Origin of the sequence: Paracoccus gahaiensis (assembly GCF_005048225.1) — a bacterium.
GTDB classification, from domain to species: domain Bacteria; phylum Pseudomonadota; class Alphaproteobacteria; order Rhodobacterales; family Rhodobacteraceae; genus Paracoccus; species Paracoccus gahaiensis.
Genome location: NZ_SUNI01000002.1, coordinates 1 through 16,162, shown reverse-complemented (window position 1 = coordinate 16,162; position 16,162 = coordinate 1). Strand labels below are relative to the sequence as shown.

19 protein-coding genes and 2 pseudogenes are annotated in these 16,162 nt (G+C 66.5%); 4 read left to right on the top strand and 17 right to left on the bottom strand.

The window, feature by feature from the left end; all coding sequences use genetic code 11:
* Nucleotides 1-3: 3 nt before the first annotated feature.
* Genes rfbA through rfbC form a run of 4 tightly spaced genes read right to left on the bottom strand, consistent with a single transcriptional unit; the run spans nt 4 to nt 3,324 of the window.
* Nucleotides 4-876 (bottom strand): glucose-1-phosphate thymidylyltransferase RfbA, encoded by an 873-nt coding sequence (gene rfbA / locus FA743_RS03175; RefSeq protein ID WP_136884444.1) that lies wholly within the window; start codon nt 874-876, stop codon nt 4-6.
* Nucleotides 873-1,730, bottom strand: coding sequence for a dTDP-4-dehydrorhamnose reductase (rfbD, locus tag FA743_RS03170; protein ID WP_136884443.1), 858 nt, complete (start codon nt 1,728-1,730; stop codon nt 873-875). The genes rfbA and rfbD overlap by 4 nt, the downstream gene beginning before the upstream one ends.
* On the bottom strand, nt 1,730-2,767 hold the full coding sequence (gene rfbB, locus FA743_RS03165; protein ID WP_136884442.1) for a dTDP-glucose 4,6-dehydratase: 1,038 nt from the start codon (nt 2,765-2,767) through the stop codon (nt 1,730-1,732). The genes rfbD and rfbB overlap by 1 nt, the downstream gene beginning before the upstream one ends.
* Entirely contained in the window at nt 2,764-3,324 is a 561-nt protein-coding gene (gene rfbC / locus FA743_RS03160; protein ID WP_136884441.1) for a dTDP-4-dehydrorhamnose 3,5-epimerase, read from the bottom strand. The genes rfbB and rfbC overlap by 4 nt, the downstream gene beginning before the upstream one ends.
* A 246-nt stretch (nt 3,325-3,570) precedes the next feature.
* Between rfbC and FA743_RS03155 the strand changes: the two genes are divergently transcribed.
* Both FA743_RS03155 and FA743_RS03150 read left to right on the top strand, forming a co-directional pair.
* Complete coding sequence (locus tag FA743_RS03155) at nt 3,571-4,566, top strand: glycosyltransferase (RefSeq protein ID WP_136884440.1); 996 nt, start codon at nt 3,571-3,573, stop codon at nt 4,564-4,566.
* A gap of 268 nt (nt 4,567-4,834) precedes the next feature.
* Nucleotides 4,835-5,584: an outer membrane protein gene (locus FA743_RS03150; protein ID WP_136884439.1), complete on the top strand. Its 750-nt coding sequence runs from the start codon at nt 4,835-4,837 to the stop codon at nt 5,582-5,584.
* Between the two features lie 300 nt (nt 5,585-5,884).
* Here the strand turns inward: FA743_RS03150 and FA743_RS03145 are convergent, their stop codons facing one another.
* The 10 genes and pseudogenes from FA743_RS03145 to FA743_RS20885 form a co-directional block, all read right to left on the bottom strand.
* The gene (locus FA743_RS03145) at nt 5,885-6,184 is read right to left on the bottom strand and encodes a hypothetical protein (protein ID WP_136884438.1); all 300 of its coding nucleotides are present in this window, start codon (nt 6,182-6,184) and stop codon (nt 5,885-5,887) included.
* 126 nt (nt 6,185-6,310) lie between these two features.
* A complete protein-coding gene (locus FA743_RS03140) occupies nt 6,311-7,336 on the bottom strand; it encodes a CNNM domain-containing protein (RefSeq protein ID WP_246054814.1) in 1,026 nt (341 codons plus the stop codon).
* The gene (locus FA743_RS03135; protein ID WP_136884436.1) at nt 7,333-8,703 is read right to left on the bottom strand and encodes a hemolysin family protein; all 1,371 of its coding nucleotides are present in this window, start codon (nt 8,701-8,703) and stop codon (nt 7,333-7,335) included. Before FA743_RS03135 ends, FA743_RS03140 begins: the two co-directional genes overlap by 4 nt.
* A gap of 99 nt (nt 8,704-8,802) precedes the next feature.
* Complete coding sequence (locus FA743_RS03130) at nt 8,803-9,321, bottom strand: TIGR00645 family protein (protein ID WP_136884435.1); 519 nt, start codon at nt 9,319-9,321, stop codon at nt 8,803-8,805.
* 28 nt (nt 9,322-9,349) lie between these two features.
* The gene (locus FA743_RS03125) at nt 9,350-9,973 is read right to left on the bottom strand and encodes an exopolysaccharide biosynthesis protein (RefSeq protein WP_136884434.1); all 624 of its coding nucleotides are present in this window, start codon (nt 9,971-9,973) and stop codon (nt 9,350-9,352) included.
* A gap of 82 nt (nt 9,974-10,055) precedes the next feature.
* The gene (locus FA743_RS03120; protein WP_136884433.1) at nt 10,056-10,616 is read right to left on the bottom strand and encodes a DUF2076 domain-containing protein; all 561 of its coding nucleotides are present in this window, start codon (nt 10,614-10,616) and stop codon (nt 10,056-10,058) included.
* Between the two features lie 22 nt (nt 10,617-10,638).
* Nucleotides 10,639-11,355 (bottom strand): Bax inhibitor-1/YccA family protein, encoded by a 717-nt coding sequence (locus FA743_RS03115; protein WP_136884432.1) that lies wholly within the window; start codon nt 11,353-11,355, stop codon nt 10,639-10,641.
* 24 nt (nt 11,356-11,379) lie between these two features.
* Nucleotides 11,380-12,150 carry an anti-sigma factor family protein gene (locus tag FA743_RS03110; RefSeq protein WP_136884431.1) on the bottom strand — a complete coding sequence of 257 codons (771 nt, stop codon included), beginning with the start codon at nt 12,148-12,150 and terminating at the stop codon, nt 11,380-11,382.
* Nucleotides 12,137-12,670 (bottom strand): sigma-70 family RNA polymerase sigma factor, encoded by a 534-nt coding sequence (locus tag FA743_RS03105; RefSeq protein WP_136884430.1) that lies wholly within the window; start codon nt 12,668-12,670, stop codon nt 12,137-12,139. The genes FA743_RS03110 and FA743_RS03105 overlap by 14 nt, the downstream gene beginning before the upstream one ends.
* 45 nt (nt 12,671-12,715) lie before the next feature.
* A pseudogene (locus FA743_RS20885) lies at nt 12,716-13,544 on the bottom strand (transposase); the annotation flags it as partial.
* A gap of 17 nt (nt 13,545-13,561) precedes the next feature.
* Here FA743_RS20885 and FA743_RS20770 point away from each other — a divergent pair.
* The gene (locus tag FA743_RS20770; protein ID WP_281281758.1) at nt 13,562-13,690 is read left to right on the top strand and encodes a hypothetical protein; all 129 of its coding nucleotides are present in this window, start codon (nt 13,562-13,564) and stop codon (nt 13,688-13,690) included.
* A gap of 189 nt (nt 13,691-13,879) precedes the next feature.
* On the opposite strand, the gene FA743_RS03095 is transcribed toward FA743_RS20770, so the two are convergent.
* Nucleotides 13,880-14,626, bottom strand: coding sequence for an SDR family NAD(P)-dependent oxidoreductase (locus FA743_RS03095; RefSeq protein ID WP_136884429.1), 747 nt, complete (start codon nt 14,624-14,626; stop codon nt 13,880-13,882).
* 101 nt (nt 14,627-14,727) lie between these two features.
* Between FA743_RS03095 and FA743_RS03090 the strand changes: the two genes are divergently transcribed.
* On the top strand, nt 14,728-15,102 hold the full coding sequence (locus FA743_RS03090; protein WP_136884428.1) for a winged helix-turn-helix transcriptional regulator: 375 nt from the start codon (nt 14,728-14,730) through the stop codon (nt 15,100-15,102).
* Between the two features lie 218 nt (nt 15,103-15,320).
* On the opposite strand, the gene FA743_RS03085 is transcribed toward FA743_RS03090, so the two are convergent.
* Both FA743_RS03085 and FA743_RS20550 read right to left on the bottom strand, forming a co-directional pair.
* On the bottom strand, nt 15,321-15,869 hold the full coding sequence (locus FA743_RS03085; protein WP_281281762.1) for a TetR/AcrR family transcriptional regulator: 549 nt from the start codon (nt 15,867-15,869) through the stop codon (nt 15,321-15,323).
* Nucleotides 15,870-15,949: 80 nt separating this feature from the next.
* Nucleotides 15,950-16,162: pseudogene (locus tag FA743_RS20550) on the bottom strand (hypothetical protein); the annotation flags it as partial.

The following is a 16,162-nucleotide window of genomic DNA, read 5'->3' as shown; positions in this document are numbered from 1 at the left end:
CTGTCAGGAAATCAGGCGCAGCAGATAGGCGCCGTAATCGTTCTTTGCATAGCGCTTGGCCTGAACGCGCAGCTGGTCGGATGTGATCCATCCGGCCTCGAAGGCGATCTCCTCGGGGCAGCCGGTCTGCAGGCCCTGGCGGTTCTCCAGCGTGCGCACGAAGTTGCCGGCATCCAGCAGGCTGGCATGGGTGCCGGTGTCCAGCCAGGCAAAGCCGCGACCCATGCGCTCGACCGTCAGGCTGCCGTCATGCAGGTAGCTTTCCAGCAGGGTGGTGATCTCCAGCTCGCCCCGGTCCGAGGGCTGGACGGCGCGGGCGCGTTCCGGCGCGGTGCCGTCGAGGAAATAGAGGCCCGTCACGGCATAGTCCGAGGGCGGCACCTTGGGCTTCTCGATGATCGCGCGGGCGCGCATCTCATCGTCGAAATCCACCACGCCATAGCGCTCGGGGTCCGAGACGCGATAGCCGAAGACCGTTCCGCCGCTGTCGCGCCCGTCGGCGGATGCCAGCAGTTCCGGCAGCCCGTGGCCGAAGAAGATGTTGTCGCCCAGCACCATGGCCGAGGGGCTGCCTGCCAGAAAATCCTCGGCCAGGATATAGGCCTGCGCCAGCCCGTCGGGCGAGGGCTGGATGATCCAGGTGAACTCGATCCCCCACTGGCTGCCATCGCCCAGCAGGCGCTGGAACTGGGCCTGATCCTCGGGGGTGGTGATGATGGCGATCTCGCGGATGCCGGCCAGCATCAGCACGGTGATCGGATAGTAGATCATCGGCTTGTCATAGAGCGGCAGCAGCTGCTTGGACACACCCATGGTGATCGGATAGAGCCGCGTGCCCGAGCCGCCGGCCAGAATGATACCCTTGCGCTGTGTCATGCCTTGTCCCTCAGTTGATCCAGTACGCGGGCCAGCCCGGCCCGCCAGTCGGGGCGCGCGATCCCGAAATCCTGCGCGATGCGGGTGCAGTCCAGCCGCGAGTTCAGCGGCCGGGCGGCGGGGGTCGGATAGTCGCTGGACGGGATGTCCGCGATCTCGGCGCCAAGGCCCGCCTGCGCCATGATCTCGCGCGCGAAGCCCGCCCAGGATGTGTCGGGGGCGCCCGCGAAGTGATAGAGCCCGCCTTTGGCCGGGTCGTCCCGCATCGCGGCGATCATGCTCAGGGCGGCGCCTGCGATGTCGGCGGCAGGCGTCGGCCCGCCGATCTGGTCGGCCACCACCGTCAGCCGGTCGCGCTCGGCCCCAAGCCGCAGCATGGTCTTGACGAAGTTCGCGCCATGGGCCGAGAAGACCCACGAGGTCCGCATCACCGCCCAGTGCCCGCCCGCTGCGGCCACCGCCGCCTCGCCCGCCAGCTTGGTCGCGCCATAGGTGCCCAGGGGGCCGGTCGGCGCGTCTTCGGCGCGGGGCTGGTCGCCCGTGCCGTCGAAGACGTAATCGGTCGAGATGTGCAGGAAGGGGATGCCCAGTTCCGCACAGGCCCGCGCCATGGCGGCGGGGGCGTCAGCATTGACCAGCCGCGCGGTGTCCGCGTCGGCCTCGGCCTTGTCCACCGCCGTATAGGCGGCGGCGTTGATCACCGCCTGCGGACGGGCCGCCAGGATCGCCGCCGCGCAGGCCTCGGGGTCGGTCAGGTCGGCGCGGTCGCGACCCAGATAGGTCGCCTCGAGGGCCAGCAGGGCCAGATCCTGCGCGACCTGGCCCGTGCGGCCGAAGACCAGAAGATCGCGCATCACGCGGCCCCCAAGCGCTTGCCCACGCCCTCGCGCGACAAGAGCGGTTCCCACCAGTCGCGGTTCTCCAGATACCAGGCGACGGTGCGCTTCAGCCCTTCCTCGACCGTGACCGAAGGGCGCCAGCCCAGCTCGGTGCGGATCCGCGTGGGGTCGATCGCATAGCGGCGGTCATGGCCGGGACGGTCGGTGACGAAGGTGATCAGATCGGCATGCGGCGCCCCCTCGGGGTGCAGATCGTCCATATGCGCGCAGATGGTGCGGACCAGATCGATGTTCGTGGCCTCGTTCTCGCCGCCGATATTGTAGCTGCGGTTCAGCTGGCCCTTTTCGAGCACCAGCAGCAGCGCGTCGGCATGATCCTCGACATAGAGCCAGTCGCGGATGTTGCCGCCGTCGCCATAGACCGGGATCGGCTGGCCCGCCAAGGCCTTGAGGATCACCACCGGCACCAGCTTTTCAGGGAAGTGATAGGGGCCGTAATTGTTCGAGCAGTTGGTCAGCACCACCGGCAGGCCATAGGTCTCGGCCCAGGCCCGCACCAAATGGTCGGACCCCGCCTTGCTGGCCGAATAGGGGCTGCGCGGGTCATAGGGGGTGGTTTCCGTGAACTGCCCCGTCTCGCCCAGGGAGCCGAAGACCTCGTCGGTCGAGATATGGTGAAAGCGGAACGTCTCGAACTTGCCTTGGGCGCTCCAGTAGGCCCGCGCGGCCTCCAGCATATTGAAGGTGCCGATGACGTTGGTTTCCACGAAGGCGGCGGGCCCGTCGATGGAGCGGTCGACATGGCTCTCGGCGGCCAGATGCATCACCGCATCGGGGCGGTGGGTCGCAAAAATGCGGTCCAGCGCCGCACGGTCGCGGATATCGGCCTCTTCGAAGGCATAGAGGTCGGACTGCGCCGCCTCGGCCACGTTCGCAAGGTTCGCGGCATAGGTCAGCGCGTCGATGTTCACGACCTCATGCCCGCGCGCGACGGCCAGACGGACCACGGCCGAGCCGATGAAGCCCGCGCCGCCGGTGATCAGGATCTTCATGCTTGGGCCTCATGGGTGAAGGGGGATGTCCAGTCGGCGAAGGCCGGCGCGGCGCGGTCCTTGTCCGACAGCAGCGGATCACTCACGCCCCAGTCGATGGCCAGGCTGTCCCAGGCCACCGCCCCGTCCGAGGCCTTGTCGTAATGGTCGGTGCATTTGTAGACGATCTCGGTGTCCGGTTCGCGGGTGACGAAGCCGTGCAGGAAGCCTGCCGGAATCCACAGCTGGCGGCCGTTCTCGAAGCTCAGCTCGGCCCCGAACCACTGGCCATAGGTCGGGCTGCCAAGACGCGCATCGACCGCCACGTCGAACAGCGATCCCCGCCCGCAGCGCACCAGCTTGCCCTGCGCATGCGGCGGCGCCTGATAATGCAGCCCGCGCAGCGTGCCCACCTGCATGGACATGGAATGGTTGTCCTGCACGAAGTCCGGCAAATCCACGCCTGCCTGGCTCAGCGTGCGCCGGTTCCAGCTTTCCGAGAAAAAGCCCCGCGCATCGCCATGACGCGCAGGCGTCAGGATGAAAACGCCGGACAGCGGGGTAGGTTCGATCTGCATCAGGACCTCAATGCCATGTGTCGCCTGCTGTCTAGGGCGAATGGCGCAACTTGTCAGCATCTATCGTCGGTTGTGCGGCGCGGCCCTTGGGCAAAAAAGGGGGGGGCCGGGTCCGTTGCGCCACAGGTGATGCCGCGGTGGGCATGTCCGGTCCGGCGGCACGGTTGCCCGCACCCGGGGGGGCATGATAGCGGCAGACGGATCCGCCGGGCATCTGGTCCGGCCGCAACCGCAAGGCCCCTGCCCATGGCCACGACCACCTCGACCCCGACCGCCCCGACCCTGGCCGCCATCGTGGTGACCCATGACCGGCTGGACAAGCTGTCCGTCACCATCGACCGCCTGCTGGCCGAGCCGGTGGACCATGTCGTGGTCGTCGACAATGCCTCGACCGATGGCACCGCCGCGTGGCTGGCGGCGCAAGGCGATCCCCGGCTGATCCTGCATCGCAGCGACCGCAACCTGGGCGGAGCGGGCGGATTCTCGATCGCGATGGAGCTGGCGCGCGACCGCACCCAGGCCGACTGGATCGTGCTGATGGACGATGACGGACGCCCGCAGCCCGGCGCCATGGCCGCCTTCCGGGCGATGGATCCGGCGCACTGGGATGCCGTGGGCGCGGCGGTCTTTCATCCCGACGGGCGCATCTGCGAGATGAACCGCCCCTATCGCAATCCCTTCTGGCATCCCGGCGCCTTCCTGCGCACGCTGGCGCGCATGCCCCTGGGGCGCGGCCGGGCGGGCTTTCACCTGGGCGACGTCGATTACCGGCCCGAGGCGCCGGTGCGCCCGGTCGACATGACCAGCTTTGTCGGGCTGTTCCTGTCGCGATCCGCCCTGCTGCGGGCGGGCGTGCCCGATCCCCGGCTGTTCATCTATGGCGACGACCAGCTCTATACCCTGCAGATGCGCCGTCAGGGCCTGCGCATCGGCTTTGCGCCGCAGGTGCGGTTTGACCACGACACGATGGCGCAGCAGGGCCAGTCGGGCGTGGTGCTGCGGCCGATGTGGAAGGTCTTCTACATGTATCGCAACGCGCTGATGGCCTATCGCGTGGCGGCGGGCCCGTGGTTCTGGCCGCTGGTGCCGGTGCTGGCGCGCAAGTGGCGGCGCAAGGCGGGCGATTACGGCTCTGATGCGGCGCTGTTCCGCAGCCTTTTGGATCTGGCGATGCGCGACGGTCTGGCCGGGCGGCTGGACCGCCCCCATGCCGAGGTGCTGCACCTGTCCGGATCCCGCTAGCGACCGCCGCCGGATGCGGACGGCGCCGGCTGGGGAAATCGCAACGAGGCGGGCCTCCGGCACAGGGGCTGCCGCGTCCCTCGGGGATGCGTCAGAAAAACGCGCCTTTGCCAAATGCAAGAGGACAAATTGTTGCACAATAGCCCAAGGTGTCGCGAAATCTTGGCCCTCGTTTCCTTTCTTATGTACGAATAGTCTGCGTGAGGGGTACAGTTTCATTGATATTCAATGAAGGGGGCTCCTCCGCCCCCGTGCCAGGAGCATCCCCATGTCCATCAAGACCTCCCTCACCCTCTTCACTGCTGTTCTCGCGCTCGGCGCGGGCTCTGCCACGGCCGGCGGCGTCATCGCCCCCGTGGTCGAGGTCGCCCCGATCGAGGTCGCCCCGGTGTCCGTCGCCGGCGCCTGGCAAGGTGCCTATGCCGGCGGATCGCTTGGCTATATCTTCGGCGCGGATGACGTCGTGGGCCTCGTTCCCCTGTCCGGTGGCGAGCCGATCGAGGGCCGCCGCGCCTTCAACCTGGGCGACCTGGACGTGTCCGGCGCCACCGCCGGCGTGCATGTCGGCTATCGCTGGCAGCGCGACCGTTGGGTCTTCGGTCCCGAACTGGGCGTCGAGGTCGGTTCGGTCGATGCGGATGTGTCCAGCACCTACGAGGGCACCGACTTCTCGCTGGATGCCGAGATGCAGAACATCGTGACCCTGGTCATGAAGACCGGCTATTCGGTCGATCCGCAAACCCTGGTCTATGGCACCTTCGGTGTGGCGCGCGGCAATTTCGACTACACCGCCAGCACGCTGGCCGGGTCGCAGACCGACAGCATCACCGCCACGGGCGTGGCTGCCGGCCTGGGCGTCGAGCGCGCCATGAACGATCGCATGTCGGTCTTCGCCGAATATCAGTATCGCGATCTGGGCAACGAGCAGATCAGCTTCGAAGACGGCGCCGACACGCTGGAAACCGCGACCAGCACCGCCCACAGCAGCATCAAGCTGGGCGCGAACTTCAAGTTCTAGTCTGACCCACAGACCAATCGGGGCCGGTCGCGCAAGCGCCGGCCCCTTTTGCATGCGCCCGGAGCGAACGGGCACTCCGCGCCTTCATGGATATCGCCTCGATCCGACCGTGGATCCGTCATTTGGCGACATCACCTCGCATCAACGCAAGGAGGCCATCGCCGGCTTTCGCGAACGTAGACACCGAAACAAGAGCCGGCCTGGAGCTGCCGCGCGGCGCCGCAGGGCAATGTCCTCGAACCAGCCGTCCGGACTTGCTGCGGCAGCGTCGAGGATCGCCGCTGCCCACCCCCTGCCCTCCTACAATGCGCTCAACACGCCCATCAGAATAACGCTGGCAACGCGGGCCAGATCCCGGTTCATGCCGGGCGCCCGATCGCGGTCGGCCGAGCGCCAGACCCCGACAACCGCGACGATGTTGTAGGGCACCGAGACGGCATAGCCGGCGATCAGCGCCATCCAGGGCCGGTCAAGGGTCAGCAGCATCAGGAACAGGATGGTGGTGGAGACGTTCACGAACAAGCCGATGGTGACCGTCCAAGTCCAGAACGCATCGGCAAGCGGCAGATCGCCCCGCCACAGGCTGCGCAGCCTTCTCATGGATGGCCCCGGCGCGAGGATCGCCCATCCCTCGCCTCCCGGGGTGCGATCGCCGTCAGACAGGCCGGTAAGATCAGCATGGTCCGGACCTGACCGGCAAGATCAAGGAAGGCAGGCGCTGCCCGATCACCCTGCCGGGTCCATGTGCGGGCCGCGTGCCGGCAGCACGCGCGTGACGATATCCGACAGCGAGACGACCCCCAGCATCCGGTCTTCCTCCATGACCACGGCCAGCTGCACGCTGGCGGCGCGCATCCGGCCAAGCGCCTCATAGACCGGCATCGTGGGGGTCAGGACATGCGCGAGTCGTGCGATCTCCCTCACCGAACTTGTATCCGACATCATCAGCGTATCGCGCATGTGAACGATGGCCGGGGCGGCGGTTCCACCCGTCATCAGGATGCGCATATGGCCCGAGGCGCGACCTGCGGCGCGGACCTCGGCGACGGTCGCCGCAGGGCCGACACATGTCGGCACCGCGCCGGCGGTGATCAGCGAGGCCACGGGGATGGTACCCAGATCGATCAGTCCGGAGAGCTGGCGCTGCATCCCCGGTTCCAGCGTGCCGGCCTTGCCGGAATGCTCGACCAGCTGGCGAATGGTGGCGGCGTCGCGGCCCCCCACGGCGGCCTTCTCGACGGGTTCCACGCCGCTCGCGCGGACCAGCCGGTTGGCGAGGTTGTTGACCCAGGACAGCAGCGGGCGCAGCGGCCAGATATAGGCGCGCGAGATCACACCCACGGCCAGCGCCGATCTTTCGGGATGGGCGATGGCCCATGACTTCGGGGCCATCTCGCCGACGACCAGATGCAGGAAGGTCACCACGAACATCGACAGCGCGAAGGCCATGCCCCCGGCCAGCCACAAAGGCAGGCCGACATCGGCCAGGACCGGGCCCATCCAGGCGTCCAGCGCGGGCTTGGTCACGGCGCCCAGGGCGAAGGTGCAGACCGTGATGCCCAGCTGCGCGCCCGCCAGCATCAGGGTCAGGTCGTTCATCCCGCGCAGCGCGGCGCGGGCGGATCGTTTCGTGGGCGCCAGTTCCTCCAGCCGGTGACGGCGGGCGCCCAGCAGCGCGAACTCGATGATCACGAACAGCGCGCTGAGCGCGATCAGGGCCACGGTCACAAGGGTGACGGTCAGGGAGGTCACGATGCGTCATCCTCGGAAATTACGGTCTCGGTCAGCTGTACGCGCAGCCGGGTGGGCACATGGCGGTCGACGCGCAGCACGTCCACCTGCAGCAGCCAGCGGGTCGGGTCGCGGTCCACCAGCTCGGCGGGATCGATGGGCAGGGGGATCATCACCCGGTCGCCTTCGGCAGGCAGGGCGCCCAGTTGGGCGATCAGCAGGCCGGCCACGGTTTCCACATCGGGCTGCGGCAGGTCGCGACCGATGGTGCGGCGCAATTCGTCCAGATGGACGTCGCCGTCGATCAGCCAGGTCTCGTCGCCGTCCGGCGTCACGCCGTCGCCGGGGGTGGCGTCATGTTCGTCGGTGATCTCGCCCACGATCTCCATCGCCAGATCCTCCAGCGTCAGGACGCCCGCGAAGCCGCCATATTCGTCGATGACGCAGGCCAGCTGGTTCTCGGACGCGGCCAGCAGGGCCAAGGCATCGGGCAGCAGCATCAGGGTGGGCATGACCGTCACGGGCCGCATGACCTGGGCCACCGTCGCACCTTGGTCGTCATGGGCCAGCACATCGGCCAGATGGACCACGCCCACGGGCGTGTCCTCGTCATCGAGAACCGGATAGCGGGTATGGGCGCGGGCCATCAGGGCACGCAGCTCGGGCAGGGTCGTCTCGGGGCGGACCCAATCCACCTGAGCATGGGGGACCATCGCATGTTCCACATCGCGTTGCGGGAAATCCAGGATGCGGTCCATCATCAGCGACAGCTCGACGGGCAGATCGCCGCTGTCGCGGCTGTCCGCGATGATATGCGGCAGGTCGGTGGCCGAGGCGGTGACATCCAGATCATGCACCGGCTCGATCCGCAGCGCGCGCAGCAGCAGGTTGGCGGATTTGTCGAAGAGGCCGATCAGCCAGCCGAAGACGGTCAGGTAGATCAGGGTGGAGCGCGCCAGCCCGCGGGCCAGAGGCTCGGGGTTCGCGATGGCCAGGTTCTTGGGATAGAGCTCGCCGAAGATCATCTGGATCAGGGTCGCCGCGACCAATGCCAGCATGGTGCCGGTGGCGACGCCCACTTCGGTCGGGATGCCGACACCGCCCAGCAGCACGCCAAGCGACTGCCCGACCAGCGGCTCGGCGACGAAGCCCACCAGCAGGCCGGTCACGGTGATGCCCAGCTGTGCACCCGAGAGCATGAAGCTGGTGCGCCGCGTCACCGCCAGCGCGCGTTTCGCCGACACATCACCCTTGGCCGCGCTGGCGGCCAGACGCGTCCGGTCCACGGACATGTAGGCGAATTCCTGCGCCACGAAATAGCCATTGGCAGCGATGATCGCCAGAATCACCAGCGTGCCGACCAGAAACAGCAGAAGTGCCTCGATCATCGGACAGCCTCCGGCAGGGGGCGGGGGCAGAGGAGGTCAGGGCTGTGGTCCACGGTCGTGCGATGCCTTTATTTGGGTGAGAGAGGCCGATGATGGCGGTCAGGCCGGTTTGCGGTATTTCAGCGACTTGGCGTGGTTGGCGATCCAGTCCATCGTCGCCAGCAGCACGCCCGAGATCACGAAGACCAGATGGATGATGACCATCCAGCGGATCTGCAGGGGGTCATATTGGCCGACATCCATGAACACCTTCAGCAGATGGATGCCCGAGATCGCCACGATGGACGCCACCAGCTTCAGCTTGAGGGCCGAAAAATCGACCTCTCCCTGCCAGTCGGGGCGGTCGACATGATCGGACAGATCCATGCGGCTGACAAAGTTCTCGTAGCCGGAAAAAATCACGATCAGCAGCAGGTTCGCGGCCAGGCTGAGGTCGATCAGTGCCAGCACGCCCAGAATGGCGTCGTTCACCGTCATGACCGGGATGATCATGACGAAGCGCACCAGCTCCATCATGAAGATCCAGACCAGGATCACCAGTGCCAGGGCCAGGCCCAGATACATCGGGGCCATCATCCAGCGGCTGGCAAACAGGCCGCGTTCGATCAGTCGTTCCATGAGGGGTGCTTTCCAGAAGCGTGAAGGGTCAAAGGCCGAGCAGCCGCAGCAGCGCGGCGGTGATGACCACGATGGCACTGGCCATGAAGGCGGTCGAGACCACACCGAAGATCACGCCCCCCGCGATCCAGAGGCCGTCCCGCTCCAGCGCGCCCAAGGCGATGATCGCGATGGCGGCGGCGGGCAGAAGGTTGCCGAAGGGGATCGGCAGCACCAGCACGATGGACAGGATCAGGCAGATCCCGCCCAGCAGCTTTTTCGCGCCCGGCCCGCTGAGACTGGGCAGGCGGGGCCGCAGCAGCCGCTCGACCCGGTTCAGATAGGGCATGGCGCGGGCGATCACCGTCCGGAAATGGCCGATGTCGAAGGACCGGTCGGCCAGAAACCTGGGCAGCCAGGGCATGCCGCCGCGCATCAGCTGCCATGACAGATACAGCATCGGCAGGCCCAGCACCGCCGAGGTGCCCGGCGGGTTGGGGATGACATTGGCGAAGGCCAGGATCAGCAGCAGGCCGATCAGCCCGCGGTCGCCCAGGGCGGTCATCAGCTGCGCCACCGAGATGCGCGGCTGGTCCCAGCTTGCGGCCAGCGCGCTCAGAACCTCGCTCAGCGTCGGGCGCCGGACGGGTGGGTCGATATGGTCGGAAATCATTCAGGCCCTTCGGTCCCAAGGGACCCGTGCAGATATGAGTGAAAGCGCGCGGCGCCCCGGCAAAGGGGGCGCCGCGTGACGTTTATTCCTCGAAGCCGCCATCGTCGAAGCCGCCGTCGTCATAGCCGGCCTCGTCCTCCATCGCGGGCTCCTGCTCCATCTCGCCCGCCTCGGCGGGGCCTGCGAACATGCCGCCGATGGCATTTCCGAGCAGCACGCCGCCCGCGACGCCCATCGCGGTCTGCGCGGCCCCGGCCATGAAGCCGCCACCGCCCGAGGGGCGTCCACTGTTCCACGGGCCGGACCCCTGCGGGGCCTGCTGGCCATGGGCCTGCGGCTGCATCTGGCGCGGGGCCACCGCGCGCGGCTGAGGCTGCGGCTGGCTGCCGCCGAACAGGCGCCCGAACAGGCCGCCCTGGGGTTCGGGCGCGCGCTGCGCCTGCTGCATCTGCGCCTCGGCGGCGTTCAGTGCCTGTTCCTGCATGATCACGGTCTGCGACAGGTAATAGGCCGCGCCCGGATTGCGGGCCATCAGGTCGGCGATCAGCGCCTCGGCCTCGGGGTCGCGATGGGGCTGGGCCTGGGCGGCCTGGCCCAGCTTGCCGAACAGGCCCTCGATGGTCTGGCGATCGTTCTGATCCATGGTCGTGGTCTCCTTGGGTCTTTTACTCTTCGCGCTGGCCGGTCAGGCTCAGCAGCAGCTGAAAGATGTTGATGAAGTTCAGATACAGCGACAACGCGCCCATGACGGCCAGTTTCTGATGCGTCTCGGCATCGTGATGTTCGCTGTAGGACAGCTTGATGGATTGGGTGTCCCATGCGGTCAGGCCGACGAAGACCAGGATGCCGATGATCGAGACCGCGAATTGCAGCGCGCTGGAGCCGAGGAAGATGTTGATGATGCTGGCGATGATCACCCCGATCAGGCCCATGATCAGGAAGCTGCCGAATTTCGACAGGTCGCGCTTGGTGGTATAGCCGTAAAGGCTCATGCCCGCGAACATGGCCGCCGCGCCGAAGAAGGCCCGCGCGATCGAGGCGCCGGTGAAGACCAGAAAGATCGAGGCCAGCGACAGGCCCATGACCGCGCAGAAGGCCCAGAACAGGGTCTGCGCGGTGGCGCCCGACACGGTCTCGATCCGGAAGGACAGGAACATCACGAAGGCCAGCGGCGCCAGCATCACCACCCATCTGAGCGGCGTGGAAAAGATCGGCACATAGATCGCCGGGACCGAGGCCACCAGCACCGCGACCAGCCCGGTGACCAGAAGGCCAAGGCCCATATAATTGTAGATGCGCAGCATATGCGCGCGCAGGCCGTCGTCGAGGATGGCGGCGGGGGCAAATCCGGCAGGGCGGCCGGTCTGGCGGATGGGTTGCATGGAGGTCTCCATAGGATTGAAAGGTCAGTACAGCGTGCCCGACAGCCGGACCGAGGCGTCCAGCAGCGGGTCGGCATGGTCGTCTTCGGCCACCAGCACATGGGCCGTCTCGCCGATCTGGAACCAGGCGATGCCGTGGTCGGGCGTCTCGTGCAGGCGCGGCAGGGTCACGTCGAAACTGCCCGCGCGCACCGCGAAATGGCTGACCCGGCCCAGATCGGGGGTGTCGAACAGGATCTCGATCCCCGGTCCCTGAGACGAGGGAAAGACCTGCACATCGCGCACCGTCCAGTCGCCCGGAAAACCTGGCAGCCCGATCCCGGTGGCCGCGCGCAGCTCGACCGGGTCCAGATGGCTGACCTCGGGCTGCGAGGTCATGGCAAGGCGCAGCAGGCTGACCTGATGCGCCGAGACGGCCGCCGCAATCGAGGGCGGTGCGGGTTCCGACGCCGTACCCTGGCTGACCGACAGCGGGCCCAGACCCGCATGGGCCAGCCAGCCCAGTCCCACCAGCATCGCGGCGGGCACGATCCGCAACATGCGGCGCATCTGGACATCCCGCCTGCGCGCCACGGCCAGCTTTCGCGCCGCGCCCAGCAGCGGGCGGGGCGTGGCCGGGGGGGCCAGCGCCCGGCGCAGGTCGCGCCGCAGCGCCAGATCGCGCATCACGCGGGCGGCCGCGTCGGGATGGCGGGCCAGATGGGCCTCGACCTCGGATCGCTGCGCGTCGGACAGCTGGTCGTCGACATAGGCGTCAAGGTCCGGATCGGTGATCTGCGGATCATCCTTCAGCATCGCGTCCTCCGATCAGTTTCAGCGGCGGGCGCGGGGCGACCACCCCGTCCTCGAAATCGCGCAGCCTGGCGCGGGCCCGCGACACGCGTGACATCACCGTGCCCGGCGGCACGCCCAGAATGGTCCCCGCCTCGGCATAGGACAGCCCCTCGACCGCGACCAGCGAGAGGGCTTCGCGCTGGTCATCAGGCAGGTCCAGAAAGGCCTGCCGAAGCTGCGACAGGCGCAGGGCATTGTCCTGCGGCGCCTCGACGACCTGCGGGATCAGCTCGGCGAATTGCGCCTCGCGCCGGGACTGCGCCTGATCATGGCGGCGACGGTCCAGAAAGCGGTGGCGCAGGATCGCCCGCAACCACGGCCCCGGTGCCTTTCCCGGCGCCAGCTGGCGGCGCTGTTCGTGCCCCCGCAGCAACGCGTCCTGCACCAGATCATCCGCCTCGGCCCGGTTGCGGGTCAGGGCGAAGGCATAGCGCCGCAGGGGCGTCAGAAGATCGAGGATCGGGTCGCGTGTTCGGGTCATCTTGCAGGTATAGACGCCGCCGATGACGGTTTCCTTCCCGAGCTGTCAGAAAGAAATGTCAGGGCGCGTGACCGTAGCAGGCTGTCCGAACGTTTTTGCGGGGGTCTGATCCTGCAAGGTCGTGCTCGATCGCTCGTTCGGCTGTCGTGCGATGGCGCGGAGGCTGGCTGCGGGGCGACATATCGATGCCCCGTGGGACGTCCTGGCGCAGAAGCCGGTTGGCGGTTTCAGTGGTCTGCCGCTGCCGTTCACCCAATGCGGCGATGTGGCTGCCGTCGGCACCGACGATGAGGTCGCCCTCCCAATGCCCCGGCATGGCGCGATCTTCGATCTCGGGCGGGCGCACGCTGATCGGGGCGGCGTCCTCGATCTTGCGCAGTTAAGACCTCCCTGTGTCGCATGCCTTGAGCGCCGCATGGTACGGGAGCTGCGCAGGCAATCCTGCAGCTGCTTCTTTAGAACCCCGCGGGCCTGAACATAGAGTCTTCAGCAGATCGTCTCATGCGACACGCGGCGCACCTCTTCATCAGGCTGCTGGCGCCTCAGCCAACCGGCGATCTGCTGAAGAGACCATTTCAGGCGCAGCTTGCGCGCAGTCCCACGCCCGCTGATCGCAACACGCTGCGCGATAGGTCTTCCGCCGGCCGTTCCGGTCCACTTCCCGGCTGATGGTGGACGGTGCCCGAACCAGATCACGCGCAATCGCACGCAAGGACAGATCAGCCGCAAGCCCGCAAGAGATCTCCTCCCGCTCTCTCGACGTCAGAGCAATCCGGGATCTGACTCGTGATGAAGGCCTGATCCCGCCCGTGCGTGTCAGATGAGGAAAGATCAAGGAGGACGCGCGACCAAAACTCCGACCGATCGAACTCAGCGGCACCTGAGGATCTGATGGCCCGCTACCGTGCTGCGTTCGCCCTGGGCGACGGCATGTGGTGGGACAAATCGAGCAGCTACAACGCTCGGGCTGGGCTCGAGACCGCAGATGTCGAAACCTATCTGCGGATGTGTTTGGGCTGACATCCGCTGCGGTGCCGGCGCCCGCCTGAACGCGGGCACCGCCACCAACGCAGCTGACTGTCCAGATGCGCCGAACGACCGGTAGGTCCTGCGCCGTGAGCGTCCCGGCGCGGCTGAGCGAGATCGATACCAGCCCGGGGAGGCCGCCGCGCACAGGCGTGAGCCTGCCGAAACGCCGCCCTGTGAAGTTCAGACCTGGGCCATACCGCCATCGGCAAAGATCTCGCTGCCGGTCATGACGCGGCTGTCGTCCGACGCGAGGAAGAGGGCGACGGCAGCGACATCATCCGGTTCGGCGATCCGTCCTGCCGGGGTCTGGGCAAGCAACGCTTCATACATCATGCTGGCGCCAGCGGCGTCTGCGACGCTTTGCAATCCGGGTGTTCTCGTGGCGCCCGGAGACAGGACGTTCACGCGGATGCCGGTCCCCTTCAGGTCCAAGGCCCAGCTTCGCGCCAGGTTGCGCACCGCCGCCTTGGTGGCGCTGTAGATGCTGAAGGCCGGCGTTCCCATCACGCCGGTGGTGGAACCGGTGAGGATGATCGAGCCACCCTCCCTCATCAGCGGCAAGGCCTTCTGGACCGTGAAGACGGTGCCCCTGACGTTGAGCCCGAAGGTCTGGTCGAAACCGGCCTCGGTGATCTGGCCGAGCGGTTCGAGGGAGCCCGTCCCGGCATTGGCGAAAAGGATGTCGATCCGGCCATGCCGCGTGCGGACCGTTTCGAACAGACGGTCCAGATCAGCGGCTCTCGTCACGTCCCCCTGAATTGCGGTCACGTCGCGACCCATTTCCGCTGCGGCTTTTTCCAGTTCCTCCTGCCGCCTGCCGGTGATGTACACATGGGCGCCTTCGGCCGCGAAGCGCTTGGCTGCGGCCAGTCCGATGCCGCTGTTGGCGCCCGTGATGATGGCGATCTTGCCTTCAAGTCTACCCATGATGTCCCTCATTTGCATTGGTCCAGGGAAACTGGCGACTTGGCTTCCGATGTTCCAGTATGTACCTTTTGGTAAGTGCCCCGAAAGTGAGCGGTCGACGGATGACACACCCCTTTACCTGCGGTCTCGATGCGGTCCTGTTCGTCATGGGCAGCAAATGGAAGCCGCTCATCGTCTACCATCTTGCCCACCGAACCCTTCGCTACGGCGAGCTGCGGCGCTCGGTCGGCAAGGTCAGCGACAAGGTTCTCGCGCAGCAACTGAAGGAGCTGGTCGCGGACGGGATCGTGGCGCGCCGTGACTTCCGGCAGATCCCGCCCCATGTCGAATATTCGCTGACGCCCTTCGGGAGCAGCCTTTCCCAAGCGCTCACCCAGCTTTGTGAATGGGGAACACATCACGCGGCCGAACTGGCTGAGATCGCGGAGCGATCTGCGTCCGGGACCAAGGGCGAACCTGTGACATCCGCGCAGTGATCGGAAGAGTTCAGTAGAGCGGCGTTCAACCGAAGTCTCGACGGCCGCACCGTATCGATAGATAAATGCACGACTGCCGAGTCCCGCATGGCAGACGGATCGCAGAAGCGCGCGACGGATCGCTATGTGGGACGGAGTGGACGGTCAGGGAAGCCCTGAGAAAGTGCCCCGAATGAGTTCAGGTTAAGCGAAAAGAACCACAGTCGTCTTCCAAACCATCACGGTGCGTTCAGCCGCTCTACGCTGCATAGCACGCCCAAGCGTGCAATCGCGGCGATACTGGAGAGAGCGCCCACACCGGTCCCATCCCGGGCCTGGACGGCCATTCCCTGAAGGGTGGTGCAGAGGAACTGCGCGACCGTGTTGGCATGGGTCCGCGGGAGCCAATGTTCGAGTTCTTGCCCGAGGCGATCAGTCATCGCGCCAGGTCTCGCGGCAAGTTCGCCCGTCAGCTCGTGGTGATCTGGATGACTGGAAAGAAGTCCTGTCGAGATCATGCAGCCCTGCCCAACCACAAGCGTGATTGCGCGTTCGAACAAGCGGTCCAGCGCCTCGCTGAGCGTCAGGTCTGATGCGTGATCCTCCATCAGCGTCAGCGAGGCCTCAATCGAGTAACGATCGAGCGCCTCGCGGTACAAGCCGGCCTTGCTGCCATAGGCGGAATAGAGGCTTGGAGCAGCAATCCCGATCGCATTGGTCAGCATCGTCAGCGACACCCCCTCATAACCATACCGCCTAAAAAGCTGCAGGGCCGTCTTCACCGCCATGTCGCGATCAAAGCCACGCGGGCGACCGGTTTTCCTTGCTCTCATTTCCATAGTGATCACTTGAAAACCCTTGACCGTGTCTAACTGTTCAGTCCCGGCATCTGGTGGATCGGGTTCAGGATGAATCTGTCTGGCTCGGATGTCCAGATCCTGCAGATGTATTCGGAAGGCGTGAGGGCCAGCCATGGTCCGCCATCGGTCCGAGGACCATGGCTGGCGAGGATCTTGAGCCGGCGCGCGAAATTTTAGGCCGCCATGAAGTCCGCCAGGTGAGTGCGGAGCTGGTCATGGTC